Origin of the sequence: Arthrobacter sp. ATA002, assembly GCF_026898095.1 — a bacterium.
Taxonomy (GTDB): Bacteria; Actinomycetota; Actinomycetes; order Actinomycetales; family Micrococcaceae; genus Arthrobacter_B.
The window spans coordinates 1,049,773-1,071,429 of record NZ_CP114015.1; the positions used below are offsets into that span (position 1 = coordinate 1,049,773).

Annotated in this window: 17 protein-coding genes and 2 pseudogenes; 16 read left to right on the forward strand and 3 right to left on the reverse strand. The window is 63.8% G+C overall.

Translation table 11 applies throughout. The features are described 5' to 3' along the window. Nucleotides 1–409: 409 nt before the first annotated feature. The 3 genes and pseudogenes from OL239_RS05355 to OL239_RS05365 form a co-directional block, all read left to right on the forward strand. Entirely contained in the window at nucleotides 410–763 is a 354-nt protein-coding gene (locus tag OL239_RS05355; protein WP_268911026.1) for a DUF1801 domain-containing protein, read from the forward strand. A 168-nt stretch (nucleotides 764–931) separates the two neighbouring features. Continuing rightward, nucleotides 932–1,456 carry a hypothetical protein gene (locus tag OL239_RS05360; protein WP_268911027.1) on the forward strand — a complete coding sequence of 175 codons (525 nt, stop codon included), beginning with the start codon at nucleotides 932–934 and terminating at the stop codon, nucleotides 1,454–1,456. Nucleotides 1,457–1,483: 27 nt separating this feature from the next. Beyond that, nucleotides 1,484–1,639 (forward strand): annotated as a pseudogene (locus tag OL239_RS05365) (type II toxin-antitoxin system YoeB family toxin); the annotation flags it as partial. An 87-nt stretch (nucleotides 1,640–1,726) separates the two neighbouring features. Here the strand turns inward: OL239_RS05365 and OL239_RS05370 are convergent. Together OL239_RS05370 and OL239_RS05375 are read right to left on the reverse strand one after the other, a co-directional pair. Further along, a complete protein-coding gene (locus OL239_RS05370; RefSeq protein ID WP_268911028.1) occupies nucleotides 1,727–2,338 on the reverse strand; it encodes an NAD(P)-dependent oxidoreductase in 612 nt (203 codons plus the stop codon). Nucleotides 2,339–2,422: 84 nt separating this feature from the next. Next, the gene (locus OL239_RS05375) at nucleotides 2,423–3,130 is read right to left on the reverse strand and encodes a TetR/AcrR family transcriptional regulator (RefSeq protein ID WP_329609399.1); all 708 of its coding nucleotides are present in this window, start codon (nucleotides 3,128–3,130) and stop codon (nucleotides 2,423–2,425) included. Between the two features lie 99 nt (nucleotides 3,131–3,229). Here OL239_RS05375 and OL239_RS05380 point away from each other — a divergent pair, with 99 nt between their 5' ends. The 13 genes and pseudogenes from OL239_RS05380 (at nucleotide 3,230) to OL239_RS05440 (ending at nucleotide 21,296) form a co-directional block, all read left to right on the forward strand. Continuing rightward, nucleotides 3,230–4,885 carry an ABC transporter substrate-binding protein gene (locus OL239_RS05380; RefSeq protein ID WP_268911029.1) on the forward strand — a complete coding sequence of 552 codons (1,656 nt, stop codon included), beginning with the start codon at nucleotides 3,230–3,232 and terminating at the stop codon, nucleotides 4,883–4,885. Between the two features lie 72 nt (nucleotides 4,886–4,957). Next, nucleotides 4,958–5,782, forward strand: coding sequence for an ABC transporter ATP-binding protein (locus tag OL239_RS05385; protein WP_268911030.1), 825 nt, complete (start codon nucleotides 4,958–4,960; stop codon nucleotides 5,780–5,782). Further along, entirely contained in the window at nucleotides 5,779–6,591 is an 813-nt protein-coding gene (locus OL239_RS05390) for an ABC transporter ATP-binding protein (RefSeq protein ID WP_268911031.1), read from the forward strand. Before OL239_RS05385 ends, OL239_RS05390 begins: the two co-directional genes overlap by 4 nt. A 119-nt stretch (nucleotides 6,592–6,710) precedes the next feature. Beyond that, nucleotides 6,711–7,499 (forward strand): annotated as a pseudogene (locus tag OL239_RS05395) (ABC transporter permease); the annotation flags it as partial. 84 nt (nucleotides 7,500–7,583) lie between these two features. Next, nucleotides 7,584–8,636 (forward strand): ABC transporter permease, encoded by a 1,053-nt coding sequence (locus OL239_RS05400; RefSeq protein ID WP_442864282.1) that lies wholly within the window; start codon nucleotides 7,584–7,586, stop codon nucleotides 8,634–8,636. Further along, nucleotides 8,633–10,891, forward strand: a complete 2,259-nt coding sequence (locus tag OL239_RS05405) for a glycoside hydrolase family 3 N-terminal domain-containing protein (protein ID WP_268911032.1) — start codon at nucleotides 8,633–8,635, stop codon at nucleotides 10,889–10,891. The genes OL239_RS05400 and OL239_RS05405 overlap by 4 nt, the downstream gene beginning before the upstream one ends. A gap of 134 nt (nucleotides 10,892–11,025) precedes the next feature. Continuing rightward, the gene (locus OL239_RS05410; RefSeq protein WP_268911033.1) at nucleotides 11,026–12,834 is read left to right on the forward strand and encodes an ABC transporter family substrate-binding protein; all 1,809 of its coding nucleotides are present in this window, start codon (nucleotides 11,026–11,028) and stop codon (nucleotides 12,832–12,834) included. A gap of 317 nt (nucleotides 12,835–13,151) precedes the next feature. Next, a complete protein-coding gene (locus OL239_RS05415; RefSeq protein ID WP_268911034.1) occupies nucleotides 13,152–14,795 on the forward strand; it encodes a peptide ABC transporter substrate-binding protein in 1,644 nt (547 codons plus the stop codon). Between the two features lie 128 nt (nucleotides 14,796–14,923). Further along, complete coding sequence (locus OL239_RS05420; protein ID WP_268911035.1) at nucleotides 14,924–15,850, forward strand: ABC transporter permease; 927 nt, start codon at nucleotides 14,924–14,926, stop codon at nucleotides 15,848–15,850. After that, complete coding sequence (locus tag OL239_RS05425; protein WP_268911036.1) at nucleotides 15,843–16,835, forward strand: ABC transporter permease; 993 nt, start codon at nucleotides 15,843–15,845, stop codon at nucleotides 16,833–16,835. Before OL239_RS05420 ends, OL239_RS05425 begins: the two co-directional genes overlap by 8 nt. A gap of 82 nt (nucleotides 16,836–16,917) precedes the next feature. Then, nucleotides 16,918–18,573 carry an ABC transporter ATP-binding protein gene (locus OL239_RS05430; protein WP_268911675.1) on the forward strand — a complete coding sequence of 552 codons (1,656 nt, stop codon included), beginning with the start codon at nucleotides 16,918–16,920 and terminating at the stop codon, nucleotides 18,571–18,573. A 317-nt stretch (nucleotides 18,574–18,890) separates the two neighbouring features. Continuing rightward, nucleotides 18,891–20,813 carry a translational GTPase TypA gene (typA, locus tag OL239_RS05435; protein ID WP_268911037.1) on the forward strand — a complete coding sequence of 641 codons (1,923 nt, stop codon included), beginning with the start codon at nucleotides 18,891–18,893 and terminating at the stop codon, nucleotides 20,811–20,813. A gap of 63 nt (nucleotides 20,814–20,876) precedes the next feature. After that, nucleotides 20,877–21,296 carry a hypothetical protein gene (locus OL239_RS05440; protein ID WP_268911038.1) on the forward strand — a complete coding sequence of 140 codons (420 nt, stop codon included), beginning with the start codon at nucleotides 20,877–20,879 and terminating at the stop codon, nucleotides 21,294–21,296. 9 nt (nucleotides 21,297–21,305) lie between these two features. On the opposite strand, the gene OL239_RS05445 is transcribed toward OL239_RS05440, so the two are convergent. After that, the gene (locus OL239_RS05445; protein ID WP_268911039.1) at nucleotides 21,306–21,539 is read right to left on the reverse strand and encodes a putative acetyltransferase; all 234 of its coding nucleotides are present in this window, start codon (nucleotides 21,537–21,539) and stop codon (nucleotides 21,306–21,308) included. Between the last annotated feature and the right edge of the window lie 118 nt (nucleotides 21,540–21,657).

Consider the following 21,657-nt stretch of genomic DNA (forward strand, 5'->3'; position numbering starts at 1 on the left):
CGTTCGGACGGGGTTGCGCGCATACTGCATGACAGTGTTCCCCGACGCAGCCGGATGCCGGGTATGCATTGACCCGGGCCTTCTATGAAAAGCCGGGATTCCTGCCCTTGGTAGAGGCGGAGCTCTGGGGAGAAGGCACACCATGTCTAATCATGGTGAAACCGATGGGGACCGAGCCCGGGTAGCGCGTTTCGAAAGCGGATCTTTCGGACGGACGGTTGCATCCGTCCGCAGGACAGGTACCCTGATTTTGGTGGCACACGCCACCTACTGCGCTTCCACGTGAGGACCACGTGAATCATCGCGGAGAGGCCTGAGTAGTTCAGGACATGTCCGGATGGAGTGCGGCGTACGCATACGCCAACTTCATTTCGCCGATGCCCGGCACCGGCTGACGAAAGGACATGACATGTCATCGAAGGACGAGAAAAACCTGGCTCAGGTAATCGAGAAAATCTCAAAGATGGAAGAGCCGCAACGAGAGGCTATGCACCGTGTGCATGACATCATCCTCACTGCGGCCCCTACCCTGAAACCGCGGATCTGGTACGGAATGCCCGCTTACGCGAAGACGGCCAGCGATCCCGCGCTCGTGACCCTGCGCAATGACGAACGCTTGAACCTCGCGATCACGGAGAAGGCCGCCTTCCGACCTGCCGGTGGGGCGGACGGCAGCCTGATGCCGGCCGCATGGTATTTCGAGACCATCGACGACGACACCGAAAAGCGCATTACCGAGATTGTGCGGTCCGTGGTCGAGTAACGTCGTTCTCACCTTGTTGCCTGTGGGTGGCATCGCTTCACGTTGGCCGGCGTCGAATTGCGGTGGAGGACGCTGACGTGCAGTGAAGGATCAGCTTCGTGGCCGCGAGTTATCCACAGGCAGCAGGAGGTTCGCCCGCTCAGGGAAGCGCTGCCTCAAAATCGGCATATGGGAATCAGGTACTACGCCTACGCGTTCGACGGCGATCAAACCAGGGAAGTCCTGGCTGACCCTTCCCTGGTGCTCGGCTCCGACCCCTACGCGGATGCCTGCGGTCTCGAACCGGGTTTCACCCTGGGCGTCACAGAGTTCAAGCAGTCCCGGCCGGAGCGCGACTTTCTGTATCTCGATAAGGCATGGCGGTATTTGCAGTGGCTCACTGCTCCGTGCTCGGCTGATGCCAAGGCCAGACCGGCCCACCGGATGTTCGAAGGACAGGTTGCCTTCATCGCCGACGGTTATTCCTGGCACCCGTGGGTGCGTGCCCTCGCACCTGACGAGGTCTCACTGATCGCCCAGGATTTGAAAACGATCCGCGACCATGACGTCGAAGCGTGCCTGAGCGGTGGAGGCTCGACTGATCAGCTGGTGACGTCCGAGCTCACCTATGTAGTCCCCTACCTGCATCGTGCAAGGTCCTTTGCTGACACGTTGTCCTCGGAGGGGCGCGGGTGCGTGTACTTGATCGGTTGAGCGGGCAGCAGCTCAGCTCATCCCACATGCCTGCGTGATCCATTCGGCGGTATCGGGAAACCTGGGCAACCCAAGGATGGCGCCCAGGGCTCATGACCGCCGCGTATCACCGACGAGCACCGGCTGGTCTACCTCATCGACGGTGACGATCTCGTGATCCTCCAGGCGCGGTACCACTACTGAGCGGCTGGTTCGACTCATCCCGGCATGCGTTTGAAACCCGGCAAGAGCTTCCAGCGCGCAACCGGGGAGCCTTCGGAGCCGGCCGGTTTAGCTGCTCACTCCGAGGGCTTTGCCAACAGTGGAATTATCGCTGAGAACCTGCAGCATGCAGGCGGCCAGATCCCGGCGGGGGATTGAACCCCCAAGGCGGCCGTCGTCGTCCGTCGTCAGCGCCTTCCAGGTCCCGGTGGGTTCCTTGTCCGTAAGGCCGGTGGGCCGGAGAACGGTCCAGTCCAGGCCGGAATTCCGGACCAGCGCCTCCTGCTCGTTGTGATCGGCCAGTGCTTTGGCGAGCACCACCCGCATGAGAAGCCGCAGCGGTGCGGGCATTTGCGCCGCCGAATCTCCCGCGCCCAGGGACGACTGCACAACGAGCCTGCGCACTCCAGCGTCCCGCATCGCGCGGGTGACGGTCTCCGTCACGGCGGCACGCTGACGGGACACGCCCTTGGCGCCGCCCACGGTGACCACGACGGCGTCGGCCCCCGCCACGGCCTCTGCGGCAGCCGTGGAATCAGAAGCATCGCCGGCGACAGCGCGGACACCGGCAGGACCGCGGCCGCTGCGGGACAACACGGTGACCTCGTGGCCTGCTTCTTGCGCCAGCGATGCCAGCTGGGCGCCGGTGCCCTGGGATCCGCCGATAATGGTGATTCTCATGAAAGTCCTTCGGTTCGTAGCGCGCTGGTGCTGCATACGATCATCTCATCCGCTGCGGGGGACAGGCCGGGCGCGTCATCGTCATCAATCGGTGCCGGACCGGACATAGTCGGACAGCTCCGGCCCGGGACGCAGCACCGCGTTGACAATCGCACGGATTGCAAACTCGCTGGTCTCCGCGAGGTCGATTTCCTCCGGGTGCAGGAGCCACTGCAACTGCAGCCCGTCCATCACCGCCAAGATGCTGGCAGACGCTGCGCCGACCGTAGCCGGCTCCGTGACGCCCTCCTGTGCGCACAGGACACCGAAGGCATCACCGACCTCGCGCCGAAGGGTAGCGTACCGGTTGTCGAAGAACGGGCGTGCCGGGTGGTCATCCGTAACCGCCTCAGCTGAGAGCACGGTATAGACCTGCACGACGCCTGCACGCCGTGAGTTGGCGAGGGCCGTCCGCACTAGATGCAGGAACAGTTCTGGCCCGTCCGGGATGTGCCGCTCGTCGAGATCCGCAACGTCTGTCTCATCCCGGTACGTGAGCATCTCGAGCAGGAGATTCTGTTTGGAACCGAAGTGATGGAGCACGCCGGAGTGGGTGATGTCCACCTGTTCCGCGATGTCGGCAAGGGTTCCGTTGGCATAACCCTTGTTGCCGAAGATGTCGATTGCGGCCTCGAGGATCTCTGACCGCTTGCGCTGGGTGGCGGGCCGGGTGCGGGAAACATTGCTGTTGGTTTCGTGTGTCAGGGTGTCCTCTTCGGCGGTGACGGCGGCTTGTGAATTATCTCTTGTGATCTTACTAACATGTGGTAGCGTCCAATGTTACTTACTGGTCAGCAAGTAAGCCAACCGGAATGCGCACCATGGCGGTGCTGCATCACATGAGGAGAAGCAATGAGGCTTAAAACATCCTTCATCGCCGTCGGACTCGTCTCGGCTCTGGCGCTCAGCGCCTGTGGCGGCGGCGCCGAGTCCGACTCGCAGCCCGAGGCAGGTGCAGCGCTCACCATCGCGAAGCCGGACGGTGCCATCACCACGGAGTCGAACAATCCCTGGGTTGGTGATTCGTCGGCGAACAAGCTGGGCTACAAGAACGTCATCTTTGAGCCGCTCGCCATGGTTAACACCGTTGGCGAGAATGAGACCACGCCATGGCTGGCGGAAAAGGTCGAATGGAACGACGACTACACCCAGCTCACGATCACCCCGCGGACTGACGTGACCTGGAACGACGGCGAGGAGTTCACAGCCGACGACATCATGTTCTCCTTCGACCTGATCCGGAACACCCCGGCCCTGGACACCGGAAACCTGCAATTGACCGACATGGTTAAGGACGGCGAAAGCGTCGTCCTGACCTTCGACGAGTCCAAGTTCGTTAAGCAGGGCCAGGTCCTGCACACCGCGATGGTGCCGGAGCACATCTGGGCCGACATCGCGGATCCGACCACGGAGGCGAACCCCGATCCGGTGGGAACCGGCCCCTACACGCTGGACAACTTCAGCAGCCAGTCGGTCACCCTCCAAGCCCGGGATGACTACTGGGGCGGAGACCTGGCCGTCCCGACCCTGTACTACGTCTCCTACAACGACAACACTGCCCTGACCACGGCTCTTGCAAACGGAGAGGCCGATTGGGCGCAGGCATTCATTCCCGACGTGCAAAGTGCCTTTGTCGACAAGGACCCCGAGCACAATGTCTTCTGGCCGGCAAACGTCATGGCCCCGGACGTCCTTTTCCTGAACCATCAGGAAAAGCCCTTCAACAACCTCGCCTTCCGCCAGGCAGTGAACATGGTCATTGACCGTGCGGCGCACACCGAAATCGCCAGGGAAAAGGCCGGACCGGAACTGACCTCGGTGACCGGACTGCCGACTCCAATCGGGGACCAGTACATCGCTGACGAATTCAAGGATGCAGAACTTTCCCTCGACGTTGACGGCGCCCGGAAAATCCTCGAGGAGGCAGGCTATGCGTGGGCTGACGAAGCCCTCATTGATCCTGACGGCGAGCCCGTTTCCTTCACGCTTGAGGTGCCCCAGGGATGGAATGACTACGTCACCGGCATCAGCCTCATCGCAGACCAGGTCAAGGAAACCCTTGGCGCCGATGCAAAGGTCAACACGCCCGATGCCGACACATGGTGGGAGAACAAGCGCTCCGGCAACTTTGACGCCATCATGCACTGGACGGACAGCGGCACAACGCCGTATGACCTCTACTCCGACACGATGGACGGCCGCTGGCTGCTGGCGGGCGACGCAGTGGACTACAACTTCGGCCGCTACGAGAACGACCGCGCCACGGAGCTGCTGAACACATATGCGACGTCGGGAAGCGACGAGGAACGCACCAAGGCCCTTGAAGAGGTCCAGAAGATCTTCGTCGAGGATGTTCCGGTGATCCCGGTGGGAACCCACCCCGCATTGGGCGAGTACAACACGCGCAACTACGTGGGATGGCCCAGCGAGGAAGACCAGTACGCGACCGCTGACCCCGTGCAGGTCACCGTTCCGCTGATCCTCACGAAACTGACACCCGCCGAGTAGCAACACCCGGAGGAAGGGAGGATGCCGCGGCATCCTCCCTTCATCCGACGACTCCCTGAAAGGGATCAACTCATGCCAGAACCCCTTCTCAGCGTGCGCGATTTTTCCGTCGTGTACGACGTCGATCCGCCCGTGGAGGCGGTGAAAAACGTAACCCTCGAACTGCAGCGCGGCGAGATTCTCGGGCTTGCAGGGGAGAGCGGGTGCGGTAAGACGACGCTCGCGTACGGAGTCCAGCGTCTGCTTCGAGTCCCCGCTGTCATCACCAGCGGCAGCGTGACGTTCCATGATTCATCCGGGACCGCTATCGACGTCAACTCGCTCGGGGCCGAGGAAATGCGCCGCTTCCGGTGGAACAAAGTATCGATGGTGTTCCAGGGCGCCATGAACGCCCTTAACCCGGTCACGACAATCGGTGCCCAGCTCGACGACGTGTTCCTCGTGCACCGCCCTGAACTGTCCAGGCGCGAGCGCCGGTCCGCTTGCGAGGAGCTGCTGGAGATCGTCGCCGTGGGACGCGACCGTACCCGCTCCTATCCGCATGAGTTGTCCGGAGGCATGCGCCAGCGCGTGATGATTGCGATGGCGCTTGCCCTGCGTCCCCAGCTGATGGTCATGGATGAACCTACAACTGCGCTGGATGTACTGGTACAGCGCGAAATCCTGCGGAAAATCTCACAACTTCGCCACGAGTTTGGCTTTTCAGTCATCTTCATCACCCACGACCTCCCGCTGCTGCTGGAGATCAGCGACCGGATCGCTGTTATGCGCGATGGCACGATCATCGAACTCGCGTCGGCACGCGAGATCTGGGAGCGCCCGCAGCATGAGTACACCAAGACGCTGCTGGCGTCGTTCCCGCGCCTCACCGGCGAGAGGGGAGTCCTGGTCCGATGACCACACTCGAGTTCCAAAACGTATCCAAGCGCTACCGGGTGCGCGGTGCAGCGCCGATGCTTGCCCTGGAGGGGGTCAGCTTCACTCTGCACGACCGCGAAACCATTGCGCTGGTAGGCCAGTCCGGCAGCGGCAAGTCCACCATTGCGAAGATCCTGACCCAACTGGAGATCCCTACCAGCGGCAGCGTACTGCTGGACGGTAAACCGATCCCACGCCGGGGCAAGGGGCTCCGCAGCTACCGCCAAACACTGCGGATGGTGTTCCAGGATCCCTTCGCCTCACTGAACCCGTACCACTCCATCAGATACAACATTGAGCGTCCGCTTCGCTTGGACAACGTCGTTCCCAAAGCCGAAACAGAGGAGGAGGTCAGGCGGCTCCTCGACAGGGTGCAGCTGGACGTGAACGCCGTTATCGACCGCCGCCCGCACGAACTGTCCGGAGGTCAGCGCCAGCGCGTAGCGATCGCACGGGCACTCGCGTCCCGGCCGGCACTGCTGGTCGCGGACGAGCCGGTGTCGATGCTGGACGTTTCTATTCGTCTCGGCGTCCTGAACCTGCTCTCGGACCTGCAGCGCGAGGAAGGGCTGGGGCTGCTCTACATCACCCATGACCTCGCAACAGCCCGCCACTTCAGCGACGAAATCATGGTCCTGCACCATGGCCGCGTGGTCGAACACGGGCCGGCCGATGAGGTCATCCTGAATCCCCAGCATGAATACACCAGGGAACTTCGGGCGGCGTCGCCCGATCCCGAAAAGCACTTCGCTTCGGTGCCGGGTACAAATGAAGGCGGTGCCGCGTGAGAATCCCCGTACGCTTTATTGCCAGCCGCACTGCGTTTTACCTGTTCACGGCCTGGGCAGCGATTACCATCAACTTCTTCCTGCCGCGGCTCATGTCAGGTGATCCCGTCACCGCATACATGCAGCGCAACGCCGGGGAGATCACTCCGGAAGCTGCCCGGTCCCTGCGCATTCTCTTTGGCCTGGACGAGGACACCTCGGTGTGGCAGCAGTACCTCGACTACTGGGCGCTGCTGTTCAGCGGTGATCTCGGGCGTTCCTTCTCGAACGGCCTGGCACCGGTGGGCGACGTGATCGCCTCGGCACTGCCGTGGACCCTGGGACTTGTCGGGATCGCCACCGTCGTTTCCTTCGTCCTCGGGACGGCAACAGGCGCCCTGATCGGATGGCGCCGCGGAAGCAAAGCCGACATCATTGTCCCGATCTCTACGTTCTTCAGCACCGTGCCGTACTTCTGGCTCGGCCTGATCGCGATCGCGGTCTTCTCGACGGTCCTGGGCTGGTTCCCGGCCTCACACGCCTACGACAAGGGCTCGTCCCCCGAATTCACCCTGGACTTTATCGGTCAGGTGGTATCCCACGGCGCCCTGCCGGCGATCACCATTGTGATCGCATCCCTGGGCGGCTGGATTCTCGGCATGCGGAACATGATGCTCACAGTGCTCGACGAGGACTACATCACCGTCGCCCAGGCAAAAGGCATGCCGAACCGCCGCGTGCTCTGGAACTACGCAGCACGCAATGCCATGTTGCCGCAGCTCTCCAGCTTTGCCCTGTCCCTGGGCTTTATCGTCGGCGGCACCATTGTGATGGAGATGGTGTTCTCCTACCCCGGAGTCGGCAAGCTGCTGCTCGATGCAACCACCGCAAAGGACTTTCCACTGATGCAGGGGCTGTTCCTCATCATCACCCTGGCCGTGCTGTGTGCAAACATCCTCGCTGACATTGCCTACGCGGTCCTTGACCCCGAACACGCCAAACGGAGGCCTGATATGTCGACGCCGGAAAACCTGACGCAGACCACCGCCGCCGTGACGGAGACAGAGCGAACCCGCCTGCCGGACCTGCCATCCGGGGAGAAGACGTTCCGGTCACAGCTGACCTCGTCTTTCGCGATGTTCCGCAACCCGAAGTCGCTGACCGGGATCATCATCCTCGGGGTGTTCGTCCTGGTCGCCGTTTTCGGCGACATTATTGCCCCGTACGGCCCACTGGAGAAAGACTTCACTGCACTCCGGCAGGGACCGTCAGGAGCACACCTGCTAGGAACGACCCACATGGGGGAGGACGTCTTCAGTCAAATCATCTACGGCACCCGCGGCGTCCTCGTGGTGGGTTTCCTGGCAGGAATTATGGGAACAGCCGTGGCCGTGTTCATGGGCGTTATCGCCGGATACACCCGCGGCTGGAGAAGCGAATCGCTTTCCGCCGTGACCAATGTGTTCCTCGTTATCCCCGGGCTGCCGCTGATCATCATTGTCGCGTCGCAGTTCGAGAACCCGCCGCTCGTACTCATTGCGGCAGTGCTGGCGCTGACCGGCTGGGCGTGGGGTGCCAGGGTCCTCCGGGCACAGACCATGTCGCTGCGCAACCGCGACTTTATCCAGGCTGCCCGTGCAAACGGTGAACCGCTGCGCCGCATCATCCTTGTGGAAATGCTGCCGAACCTCATGGCCATCATCGCCTCGAGCTTCGTCGGCACCGTCACTGCGGCAGTGCTGGGGCTTACCACCCTGGCCTTCATCGGGGTGATCCCGATCAGCAACCTTAACTGGGGAACCATCCTGTTCTGGGCGCAGCAGAACGGCGCCTTCCCGAACTTCTGGTGGTGGTACGTCCCCGCCGGACTCTGTATCGCGGTCCTCGGCGTCGCGCTGTCGCTGATCAACTTCGGCATCGACGAATACGTGAACCCCCGCCTGCGTTCGGCAGGGGAGCGGGCGCGGGCAATGAAGAAGAAGGGCCTGGACGTCAATGACGCCGTAACCGCAGTCCGCACCACTCCTGACACTCCTACTGACGGCAAGGCACAGAACACCAAATGACGACCCCGGAAATCCGTACCGACACTCTGCCGTACCAAGACCCCTCGCTTCCCATTCCAGAGCGCGTTGCCGACCTCCTTGGCCGTATGACGCTGGAGGAGAAGGTGGGCCAGATGCTTCAGCTGGACGCGAGGGACTGCCTTGAGGACCATGTGCTCCGGAAGCATGTCGGCTCGATCCTGCACACGTCGCCGGAACGGATTGTGCGTGCCAACGAGCTGACCGGCCAGACCCGGCTCCGCATTCCGCTGCTGGTGGCCGAGGACTGCATCCACGGGCATTCGTTCTGTGAGGGCGCCACGATCTACCCGACGCAACTGGGGATGGCCGCGTCGTGGGACGCGGGCCTGCTGGAACGTGTTGCCCGGGCGACTGCTGTCGAGGTGGCGGCCACCGGCGTGCACTGGACCTTCTCTCCCGTGCTGTGCATCTCCCGGGACCTGCGCTGGGGGCGCGTCAACGAGACCTTCGGCGAAGACCCGTTTCTCATCGGTGAACTCGCCTCTGCCATGGTTCGGGGTTACCAGGGCGACGGCCTGACCGATCCGACCGCGATTCTGGCAACGGCCAAGCACTTCGCCGGGTACTCGGAGACACAAGGAGGACGTGACGCCAGCGAGGCCGATATCTCCCGCCGCAAGCTCCGCTCGTGGTTCCTGCCGCCGTTCGAACGGGTCGCGCGGGAGGGATGCCGCTCCTTCATGCTCGGGTACCAAAGCATGGACGGGGTGCCGATCACGATCAATGACTGGCTCCTCAGCGACGTCCTGCGCGGCGAGTGGGGATATACCGGCACACTCATCACCGATTGGGACAACGTTGGCCGGATGGTCTGGGAACAGCAGGTGCAGCCTGACTACACGCACGCAGCCGCTGCCGCAGTGCGCGCCGGCAACGACATGATCATGACAACCCCCAAGTTCTTCGAGGGAGCATTGGACGCCGTGGGCCGCGGACTGCTTCGTCCAGAGGCTTTCGATGCGGCAGCAGTACGCATCCTGACCCTGAAGTTCGAGCTTGGACTGTTCGAGGACCCGCGGCTTCCCTCCGCCGAAGCAGCCAGCATCGTTGGGCGCCCCGAGCACACCGCACTGAATCTCGAAGCAGCCCGCCGGTCGATCGTCCTGCTGGAAAATGACGGACTGCTGCCGCTGTCAGCTGACCGGCCGACACGGATCGCCGTGGTAGGCCCGCTGGCCGACGCCGCCCAGACCCAGCTGGGTGACTGGGCCGGAGGGTCGGGCCAGGCGGGGTGGCTCGACGGGCAGCCCCGGGACATGATTACGACCGTGCTCGACGGCCTCCGGGGAGTTGCTCCGGACGCGTGGACGGTGAACTTCGCGCAGGGCGCGGAGATCCTCACCCTTGAGCAGGACCCCGCCGGGGCAGCCTTCCCCGACGGCCAGCCCCGTCCTCCGCACGTTGTGCCGTCCGCGCCGAATCCGGCGCTGATTGCAGAAGCGGTTGGCCTGGCCGATGAGGCTGACGTGGTGGTTGCCGTCGTAGGCGACCGGATCGAGCTTGTCGGGGAGGGCCGCTCGACGGCCACCCTGGAGCTGGTCGGCGGTCAAAATGCCATGCTGAACGCGCTAATTGCCTCGGGGAAACCTGTGGTGGTGGTGCTGCTTGCTTCCAAGCCGCTCGTCCTGCCGGTCTCGGTGCAGCAGGCAGCGGCTGTCATCTGGGCATCCAATCCGGGAATGGAAGGCGGAAGGGCGCTCGCCGAAATCCTTGCCGGCGAGGTGGAGCCCTCAGGGCGCCTGCCGATCTCCTTTGCGCGGCACGTCGGTCAGCAGCCGACGTACTACAACCAGATCCGCGGCCAGCACGGCGACCGTTACGCCGACCTCACCCAGTCTCCAGCCTGGGCCTTTGGCGAGGGACTCAGCTACACCACGATCGAGTACCGGGACCTGGTTTTGGATGAGGCAGTGCTGACATCGTCCGGCATGATCGCCGGACACGTCACGGTGGCGAACACCGGCGCGCGCCCGGCGCTGGAAACCGTGCAGATCTATGTGAGGGACATGGTGACATCGGTCAGCTGGACCGACAGGGAACTCAAGGGCTTCCGGCAGGTTGATGTGGCCCCCGGCGAATCAGTGCGCGTGCCGCTGGAGCTGCCCGTCGCTGAATGCACAATCGTTGATGCGGCCGGAGGGCGTGTCGTGGAACCGGGGGACTTTGAACTTCTTGTCGGTCCCTCGTCGCGGGCAGAGGTGCTGCTCAAAGCTGCGTTCACCGTCACGGCGTAACGGTAGGCAGGCAGGTCCGGCTCCAGATGGCCGGACCCGCCCGCTTTCCGGGATTCGTTGCGTCCCAAATTCGCGCGGTGTGCAATTATCACAGGGTGCGCGACCGGCGCCACATCGTCCCGGGGAGCAAGAACATGCGTTTGAACCGCCTGACCAAGCTGGCTGCCGCCTGCGCCGCAGCTGCCCTGGCCCTGGGTGCCTGTACCGCGGACGAAGGAGATGCCGAGGAACTGCCCGGTGCGCTGCCTACGCCCGGCGGCGAAATCTCCGTGGCCGAGGCCGGCGTCGTCGATTCCTTCAACCCGCAGTCGGCAGCCGGGAACACCGACATCAACCGGAAACTGGCCTATGCCACACACTCGGGTTTCAACTACGTGGACAACAACCTTGAGATCATCCCGCTGGAGCAGTTCGGTACGTACGAGCAGGTCTCCGAGGATCCGCTGACGGTCAAGTACACGGTCAACGAGGGCGTGGCCTGGTCCGACGGCGCCCCGGTGGGCGCCGATGACCTGATGCTCGCGTGGGCGGCGGCGTCCGGATGGTTCGACGACGAGCTCCTGTCCGCCGACGGCACCCCGCTGTCCGGGACCCGCTACTTCGACTACGCCGGTTCCACCCAGGCACTGGCGCTGACCGGGCTGCCCGAAATCGGTGACGACAACCGGTCCATCACGCTCACCTATTCACGGCCCTACGCCGACTGGGAGACGGCCTTCGGATCCCTGTCGGACAGCAGCGGAATCAGTGTCCCGGCGCATATCGTGGCGCAGGGAGCCGGGCTGGCCGATGAAAAGGCACTAACGGAGCTGATTCGCGATACACCCGGCGGGGACCCGCTGAACCCCGCGCCGGTGAACCCGGAACTCCGTGCCGTGGCCGAGTACTGGAACACCGCCTTCGATGCGCGGACCCTGCCCGAGGATCCCGCCCTGTACCTCTCCAACGGGCCCTTCATCGTCTCCGACATCAACCCCGGGGTCTCCCTGACCCTGGTCCGCAATGAAGACTATGCGTGGGGCACCGGGCCGGACCTGGATGAAATCACCATCCGCTTTCTCCCGGACCCGGCGGCCCAGACAGCGGCTTTGAAGGACGGGACGGTGGACATCGTGTCCCCGCAGCCCGACGGCAGCACCCTCCCCGACCTGGAGGAACTCGAAGCACTTGGGAACGTTCACCTGCACCGCGGCAACCAGCTGGCCTACGACCACCTGGACCTGACCTTCGACGGCGTGTTCGCCTCCGCCGGCGTGCGTGAAGCCTTCCTGAAGACGGTTCCGCGCCAAGCCATCGTGGATGCGACGGTGCAGGGCCTGCAGCCCGGTGAGGAACCCCTGGATTCCCAGGTCTTCCTCATCGACCAGGCCGGGTACGGGGAGTCCGCCGCCGGCAACGGATCCAGTGAATTCGCCGAGGTGGACGTGGCCGGAGCCCGGGAACTGCTCGACGGCGAGACGCCTGTAATCCGCGTCCTGTACGACCGCGACAACGCCTACCGTGCCGAAGCCTTCCGCCTGATCCGGGAATCCGCCGCGGAGGCCGGGTTCGACGTCGTCGACGGCGGCCTTCCTGCGGGGGAGTGGGCAGCAGGGCTGGGAAGCGGCAGCTATGACGCCGCGATCTTCGGCTGGACCGCCAGCGGCGTGGGGGTGGCCGGCGTGCCGCAGATTTTTGCCACCGGCGCGGCGTCGAACTACAACGGTTTCTCCAGCCCTGAGGCGGATGAGCTGATGGCAAGGCTTGTGGTGGAGACCGACACCGGGCGGCGGGAAGAACTCTCCGCCGAGATCGACCGGCTGATTTGGGAAGCAAACTACGGGCTGCCGCTGTACCAGCTGCCCGGGCTGCACGCCTCGGCCGACACCCTTGAGGGTGTGGAGTACATGCCGAATTCCACCGGTCTGTGGTGGAACGCCTGGGAATGGAAGATCCTCCGGTAACCGCTGTTCCGGCCGGTCAACCCAACTGCCGCCGAAGTATGACACAGATCACCCCCGGGTCATAGAATTGCGTCGTAATGTGATCCGCGTATATCGAATCGTTACAGTTGCATGTCTTTCTATGTATTTCCTGCAATGCGGGGCCGTTTTTCCTCCTTGGCGGCTTCCGAAGGCGCCGAAGCGGTCATTCGCCGCTCTCTGAAGTGAGTACGGTATGGGCCGAAAGCAATTGCTTTTGAACCTGTGAGTCGGCTCACTGCTAGAGGGCCGCACTGCCGGTCGCTATGCGTCCGGAGTTAGAAAACTAAGGAGGCGGAATGCGCTCCCCACGCACTCCCAAACTACTCAGCGTTGCAGCCGTTGCCCTGTTGGCACTCACCGCCTGCGGCGGTGGCGACAACTCAGCAGATGCCGGCGCAGAGGGTGACACCGGCCGCGTCATCATTGCCGACGGTTCCGAGCCGGCACAGCCGCTGATCCCCACGAACACCAACGAGGTGGGCGGCGGAGCCGTCCTGGACCTGCTGTTCGCGGGCCTCATCAGCTACGACGCAGACGGCACGCCGCAGAACGAAATGGCCGACTCGATCGACACCGAAGATGCGCAGAACTACACCATCAAGCTGAAGGAAGGCAAGACCTTCAGCAACGGCGACCCGGTAACGGCGTCGTCGTTCGTCGACGCGTGGAACTTCGGTGCCGCTGCCAAGAACGCCCAGCTCGGCAACACCTTCTTCGAGAGCATCGAAGGCTACGAGGAAGCCAGCGCCGAGGGCTCCACAGTGGAGACCATGTCCGGCCTCAAGGTAGTGGATGACACCACCTTCACGGTGACCCTGAGCCAGCCGGAATCCGACTGGCCGCTGCGCCTGGGCTACAGCGCCTTCTACCCGATGACCGCCGCGGCTCTGGCCGACCCGGCCACCTATGGGGAAAACCCCGTGGGTAACGGTCCGTACAAGTTCGCCGGCGAGGGCGCCTGGCAGCACAACCAGCAGATCGAACTGGTTCCCAACGAGTCCTACGACGGACCGCAGAAGGCCCAGAACGCCGGCGTGACGTTCAAGATTTACCAGAACGACACCACCGCCTACCAGGACCTGATTTCCGACAACCTGGACATCCTGAAGACCATCCCGACGTCCGACGTCAAGAACTTCAAGAACGACCTGGGCGAGGAACGCTCCATCGAGTCGCCGTATGCGGGCAACCAGACCATCGCGATTCCGTACTACCTCGAGAACTGGAGCGGCGAAGCCGGCAAGCTGCGCCGCCAGGCCCTGTCCATGAGCATTGACCGGGAAGAAATCACCCGGGTGATCTTCAGCAACGGCCGCACCCCGGCCCAGGACTTCACCGCACCGGTGCTGGAGGGCTTCGACGAGGACCTGCCCGGCAGCGAAAACCTGGAGTTCAACCCGGACGAGGCCAAGAAGCTGTGGGCCGAGGCGGAGGAGATCTCGCCGTACAACGAGGCCGAGCCGCTCACCATCGCCTACAACGCGGATAAAGGAGACCACAAGACCTGGGTCGAAGCCGTCATCAACGGCCTGAAGAACAACCTCGGTATTGAGGCCACCGGAAAGCCGTACGCCACGTTCAAGGAAGCCCGCACGGAAGCAACCGGAGGCGCTCTGACCGGCGCCATCCGGTCCGGCTGGCAGGCCGACTATCCGTCGCTCTACAACTTCCTGGGCCCGATTTACACCGAGGGTGCAGGATCCAACGACGCGCGCTATGACAACCCGGAGTTCGACGAGCTGCTGAGCACCGGCCTCGCGGCGTCCAGCGTCGAAGAAGGCAGCGAAATCATGAACCAGGCGCAGGAAATGCTCCTGGAAGATCTGCCGGCCATTCCCCTGTGGTACCAGGTTGCCCAGGGCGGCTGGAGCACCAACGTGACCAACGTTGAGTTCGGCTGGAACGGTGTGCCGCTGTACCACGCCATCACCGGCAAGTAATCCCACAGCCCAGGGCCCGGCTGCACCGCAGCCGGGCCGCTGGGCCGCTCCAATGTAAAGGTGCTCTTTAGAATGAGTTTCACCATCCCCCCTCACTGCGCGTTTTCCGTGCCGCGGGGAGACGTCTGATGGCCGGATATGTCCTCAGGCGCTTCCTGCAGCTCATCCCCGTTTTCCTGGGCGCAACGTTGCTCCTGTATTTCCTGGTGTTCAGCCTTCCCGGGGACGCAACCGCGGCCATCTGCGGCGAAAAGGGCTGCACCCCCGCCGTTGAAGCCTCCCTGCGGGCCCAGTACAACTTGGACGAGCCCTTCTGGGTGCAGTACTTCCTGTACCTGAAGGGTGTGCTGACCTTCGACCTCGGGGTGAACTTCGCCGGCCGCGAAATCGCAACCATCATCGCCGAGGTCTTCCCGACCACCGCCAAGCTGGCCGTCATGGCCCTGGTCTTCGAGGCCGTCTTCGGTATCGTCTTCGGCCTCTTCGCAGGCCTGCGCAAGGGCAAGTTCTTCGACTCCACGGTCCTCGTGGTGTCCCTGGTGGTTATTTCCGTGCCGATCTTCGTGCTCGGTTTCCTTATGCAGTTCGTTTTCGGCGTGAAGCTTGCCTGGACCAATCCCACGGTCAGCGGCGACGCCGGCTTCACCGAGCTGCTGCTGCCGGCCATCGTCCTGGGCCTGGTGTCCTTCGCCTATGTGCTGAGGCTGACCCGGACCAGTGTCATTGAAAATGCCAACGCCGACTACGTCCGCACCGCAACGGCCAAGGGCCTGAGCCGTCCCCGCGTGGTCTCCGTGCATATCCTCCGCAACTCCATGATTCCCGTGGCCACCTTCCTGGGCGCCGATTTGGGTGCGCTCATGGGCGGGGCGATCGTGACCGAAGGAATCTTTAACGTCAACGGCGTCGGCAACACCCTGTACCGCGCCGTGCAAAACGGTGAAGCTCCCGTGGTGGTTTCGATCGTCACCGTGCTGATCTTGATTTTTTGCCTCGCCAACCTGTTGGTAGACCTGCTGTACGCGTGGCTGGACCCGAGGATTCGATATGCCTGAGAATGACAAAGCACTGACCCCCGTTCCGCGCGGCAAGGTCTCTTCCTACCCGATCGAGCACTTCGTGGCGGATGTGGAGGAAACCCCGGTTCTGCCTGTCGATGCTTCGACGGCGGACGGCGCGCCCCGCAGCATCTGGAGCGAGGCCTGGCGCAGCCTGCGCCGGCAGCCGCTCTTTATCATCAGCGCCCTGCTGCTGCTGATGGTGATTATCGTGGCCCTGTTCCCCGGGCTCTTTACCAGCCAGCAGCCCAATGACAACTGCCTGCTGGCCAACTCGGACGGCGGCCCCGCTCCCGGGCATCCGCTCGGCTTTACCCAGCAGGGCTGCGACGTCCTGGCCCGGGTAGTTTACGGAACGCGCTCCTCACTGATGGTGGGCCTGTTCGCCACCCTCGGCGTGGTGGTTGTCGGCGGCATCGTGGGTGCCCTCGCCGGTTTCTTCGGCGGCTGGGTCGATGCCATCCTGGCCCGGGTCAGCGACATTTTCTTTGCCCTGCCGATGATCCTGGGTGCCATTGTCGTGGTCCAGCTTCCGTTCTTCCGTGAAAACCGCAACGTGTGGACCATCGTCCTGATCCTGGCCACCTTTGGGTGGCCGCAGGTGGCCCGCATTACCCGCGGCGCGGTCCTGGAAATCCGCAACGCGGACTTCGTCACGGCCGCGCGGTCGCTCGGCGTTTCACGCATGGCCGCGCTGATCAAGCACGTCCTGCCGAACGCCATGGCGCCGGTCATCGTCATTGCGACCATTTCGCTGGGTACCTTCATCGTGGCCGAATCCACGCTGTCCTTCCTGGGCATTGGCCTGCCGCCGGACGTCATGTCCTGGGGCAACGACATTTTCTCCGCGAAGTCCTCGCTGCGCAGCAACCCGATGGCCCTGTTCTGGCCGGCACTTGCCCTGTCGCTGACCGTGCTGTCCTTCATCATGCTCGGTGATGCCCTGCGGGACGCGCTCGACCCCAAGTCGCGCAAGCGATGACTAAGGATGTAACGATGTCCGCGAACACCACGTCTATGAACACCGCGGCCCGGGCGCAGTCCCGGGACGGGCGGCCCAGCCGCTGCTCGAGCTGCGGGATCTCGCCATTACCTTCAAGACAAACAACGGCGACGTGCCGGCCGTGCGCAACGCCCACCTGACGATCATGCCGGGCGAAACCGTCGCGATCGTGGGGGAGTCCGGCTCCGGCAAATCGACGACGGCGCTGGCCGCCATCGGCCTGCTGCCCGGCAACGGTGCCGTTTCCGGCGGAAGCATCATCTTCGACGGCGAAGACATCACCCACGCCAGCGAAAAGCGCATCGTCGAGCTGCGTGGCTCCTCCATCGGCATGGTTCCCCAGGACCCCATGTCCAACCTGAACCCGGTGTGGAAAATTGGGTTCCAGGTCAAGGAAACGCTGAAGGCCAACGGGTTGCCGTGCAGCCCCAAGGATGTTGCCCAGGTCCTCAGCGAAGCCGGCCTGCCGGACGCCGAGGCCCGGGCCAACCAGTATCCACACGAGTTCTCCGGGGGCATGCGCCAGCGTGCGCTGATCGCCATCGGGCTTTCCTGCCGGCCGCGTCTGCTCATTGCCGATGAGCCGACGTCGGCGCTGGATGTCACCGTCCAGCGCCAGATCCTGGACCATCTGGACCGCATGACCGACGAACTCGGCACCGCGGTCCTGCTCATCACCCACGACCTGGGCCTCGCAGCCGAGCGCGCGCACAAGGTCGTGGTGATGTACAAGGGCCAGGTGGTGGAATCAGGGCCCGCGCTGGAGATCCTCACCAATCCGCAGCACCCGTACACACGCAAGCTCGTGGAATCCGCTCCTTCGCTCGCCTCACGGCGGATCGAGACCGCGAAGTCCCTGGGCCTGGACGGCACCACGGAGCTTCTTGCCGCGAATCCCGACGGCGGCAGGACGGAGAGCATCATCGAGGTGAAGCACCTGTCCAAGGTTTTCAACCTGCGTGGTGCCCTGGGCAAATCCACGGACTTCACCGCCGTCGACGACGTGTCCTTCTCGATTCCGCGCGGCACCACCACCGCCGTCGTCGGTGAATCCGGCTCCGGAAAATCGACGGTGGCCCGCATGGTCCTCGGACTGGAAAAAGCCACCAAGGGCGACATCCTGTTCAACGGCACGGACATCACCAAGCTAAACCGCAGGGAAATGTTCGATTTCCGGCGCCGGGTACAGCCGATTTTCCAGGACCCGTACGGATCCCTGGACCCGATGTACAACATTTACCGGACCATTGAGGAGCCGCTGCGGGTCCATGGCATCGGCAACGCCAAGAGCCGCGAGCAGAAAGTCCGGGAACTGCTGGACCAGGTGTCGCTGCCTGCGTCAATGATGCGGCGCTACCCGAACGAGCTCTCGGGCGGGCAGCGCCAGCGCGTGGCGATTGCCCGGGCACTGGCGCTGGATCCGGAGGTGGTGATCTGCGACGAAGCCGTTTCGGCGCTGGACGTCCTGGTCCAGGCGCAGATTCTGAGCCTGCTGGCGGATCTGCAGTCGGAACTGGGACTGAGCTACCTGTTCATCACCCACGACCTTGCCGTGGTGCGGCAGATCGCGGATGAGGTGTGCGTGATGCAAAAGGGCCGGATCGTTGAAACGGGGTCCACGGACGACGTTTTCGATAATCCGCAGATGGAGTACACCAGGGCCCTGCTGGCGGCCATTCCCGGTGCGGGGCTCATGCTTCCGCCGGAAGTTGCCTAGCAAACGGTCCCGGCAATAACGGTCCCGGGATCAACGGAACCAACGGAAGGCAGGCAGCCCGCGCGGCTGCCTGCCTTCCGTACTTTTCCGCCCGTATTCCGCCCGGTACCGCCGGGTGGAAAAGACGTCCATTAGGGAACTTATGGTCTTCGGACTAGAATATTAGCGTGCCCGCTGACGGCGGCGCCTTCGGTACATTCTTACGGAGCATACGTGCAGAGCGGGATTCGTACAGAACGGCCGGATCAACCCGGACACATGACCGGGCTACTGTGCACCACCTTCGAACTTATCTCCTATGAATTGAGTCCTCACGCATGTCAGAAACCAACACGGCTGTAAACACCGCAGTACGAAGCGATCTCCGCAACGTTGCGATTGTGGCCCACGTTGACCACGGTAAGACGACCCTCGTCGACGCCATGCTGAAGCAGACGAACTCGTTTGCCGCCCACGGCGACGTGGAAGACCGCGTGATGGACTCCGGTGACCTGGAGCGCGAAAAGGGCATTACCATCCTGGCCAAGAACACCACCGTGTTCTATAACGGCCCGGCCGCCAATGGTGAAACCATCACCATCAACGTCATCGACACCCCGGGCCACGCCGACTTCGGCGGCGAGGTCGAGCGCGGACTGTCCATGGTTGACGGCGTGGTGCTCCTCGTCGACGCTTCCGAGGGCCCTCTGCCCCAGACCCGTTTCGTCCTGCGCAAGGCCCTGGCCGCGAAGCTCCCCGTCATTCTCCTGGTCAACAAGACCGACCGTCCCGATGCCCGCATCGACGAGGTTGTCAGCGAATCCATGGACCTGCTCCTGGGCCTGGCCTCTGACCTGGCGGACGAAGTTCCGGACCTGGATCTGGACCTGGTGCTGAACGTTCCCGTTGTCTACGCCGCAGCCCGCGTGGGCGCGGCGTCCCTGGAGCAGCCGGCCGACGGCGACGCTCCCGCGAACGACAACCTGGAACCGCTGTTCCAGACGATCATCGAGCACATCCCGGCACCGACCTACGACCCCGAGGGTGTCCTCCAGGCACACGTTACCAACCTGGACGCCTCCCCGTTCCTGGGCCGCCTGGCACTGCTGCGCATCTTCAACGGCACCCTGCGCAAGGGCCAGCAGGTAGCCTGGGCCCGCGCCGACGGCACCATGAAGACCGTGAAGATCACCGAGCTGCTGGCCACCAAGGCCCTGGACCGTGTTCCCACCGAGTCCGCCGGCCCCGGCGAGATCGTGGCCGTCGCCGGCATCGAGGACATCACCATTGGTGAAACCCTGACCGACGTCGACAACCCCAAGCCGCTGCCGCTGATCACCGTGGACGATCCCGCGATCTCCATGACCATCGGTATCAACACCTCGCCGCTGGCCGGCAAGGTCAAGGGCGCCAAAGTCACCGCCCGCCAGGTCAAGGACCGCCTCGACAAGGAACTCATCGGTAACGTGTCCCTGCGGGTCCTGCCGACCGAGCGTCCGGACGCCTGGGAAGTCCAGGGCCGCGGCGAGCTCGCCCTGGCCATCCTCGTGGAGCAGATGCGCCGCGAAGGCTTCGAGCTGACCGTGGGCAAGCCCCAGGTTGTCACCAAGATGGTTGACGGCAAGGTCCACGAGCCGATGGAACACATGACCATCGACGTGCCCGAGGAATACCTCGGCGCCGTAACGCAGTTGATGGCAGCCCGCAAGGGCCGCATGGTCAACATGGCCAACCACGGCACCGGCTGGGTCCGCATGGAATTCATCGTTCCCGCCCGCGGCCTGATCGGCTTCCGCACCCGCTTCCTGACGGAAACCCGCGGCGCCGGCATCTCCGCCTCCATCGCCGAAGGCTACGAGCCGTGGGCCGGCCCCATCGAGTACCGCACCAACGGCTCGATGATCGCCGACCGCTCCGGCGTCGTGACCCCGTTCGCGATGATCAAGCTGCAGGAACGCGGCTCCTTCTTCGTGGAGCCCACGTCCGAGGTTTACGAGGGCATGATCGTCGGCGAGAACTCCCGCGCCGATGACATGGACGTGAACATCACCAAGGAAAAGCAGCTCACCAACATGCGCGCCGCTTCCTCGGATACCTTCGAGAACCTGACCCCGCCGCGCAAGCTGACGCTGGAAGAGTCCCTCGAATTCGCCCGTGAAGACGAGTGCGTAGAGGTAACCCCGGAAGCGATCCGGATCCGCAAGCTGATCCTGAACGCTTCCGAGCGTGCCAAGGTGACCCGCGCACGGTCCAAGGCATAACAGCATTACCGCAGCAATGAGCCCCGTCCGCCGGGCCCCGCTTGGCGGGGCCCGGCGGCGGCCGTGCCGGGCGGCATCCTGGCCGCCGTGCTGGGGACCGGGCTGCACGCCCAGGTCCTCTATTCCGGGGATACCGCGGTGCCGCTGGGCGCCGTTGCCGCATTGGTCCTCAGCGGTGCGTCAGCCGTTTTCGCCGGCGTCTGGGCGCGGAGCGCCCTGTGGACGGCCGCGGCCGGCCTCGTGACGTACGTGATCCTGGGCCTGTTTACGCTTGACCTCTGGGACACGCCGCTGATTATCACCGGCACCGTGCTTGAGGTGCAGCCGGGCATCGTTGTGGCCGGCCGCATCTGGCTGTTTGGACAGGCACTGGTAACCATCCTTGCGCTGTTCCTGACTTCACGGGTGCTGGCCAAAGCCCGCCGCGCGGAAGCGGAAGACGCGGCCTCGCGGCCGCTTCCACCGATCCCGCCGGCCGGCTGAGGAACCGCCTTACCGGCGGGGCGCGCGCCTGGGCGGCGGAGGCGGCACTTCCTTTGCGGCCGTTATGAGGCGGTAGGGAACCGTGACGTCGCCGCGGCTGCCCGAAACCGTAACGTCCTCATCTCCGGCCTCGACCAGGTAACCCAGCACGTCGGTGAAACCCTTTTCCAGCCGGTAGCGGACAACCACCCGGGCACCGGAGGGAAGGGCGCGGAGGACTGCTGCGGGAGGGGGAACGTTCACCGTTACATGGTACGCGGAGCATCCCGACTGGGAGATAATGGTTCGGGCTACTACCGTGGAACCAACACTTCGTGGATTTTCCCGTTCCGGGGCGGTCCGTAGATCAGGAAGGCAAGGG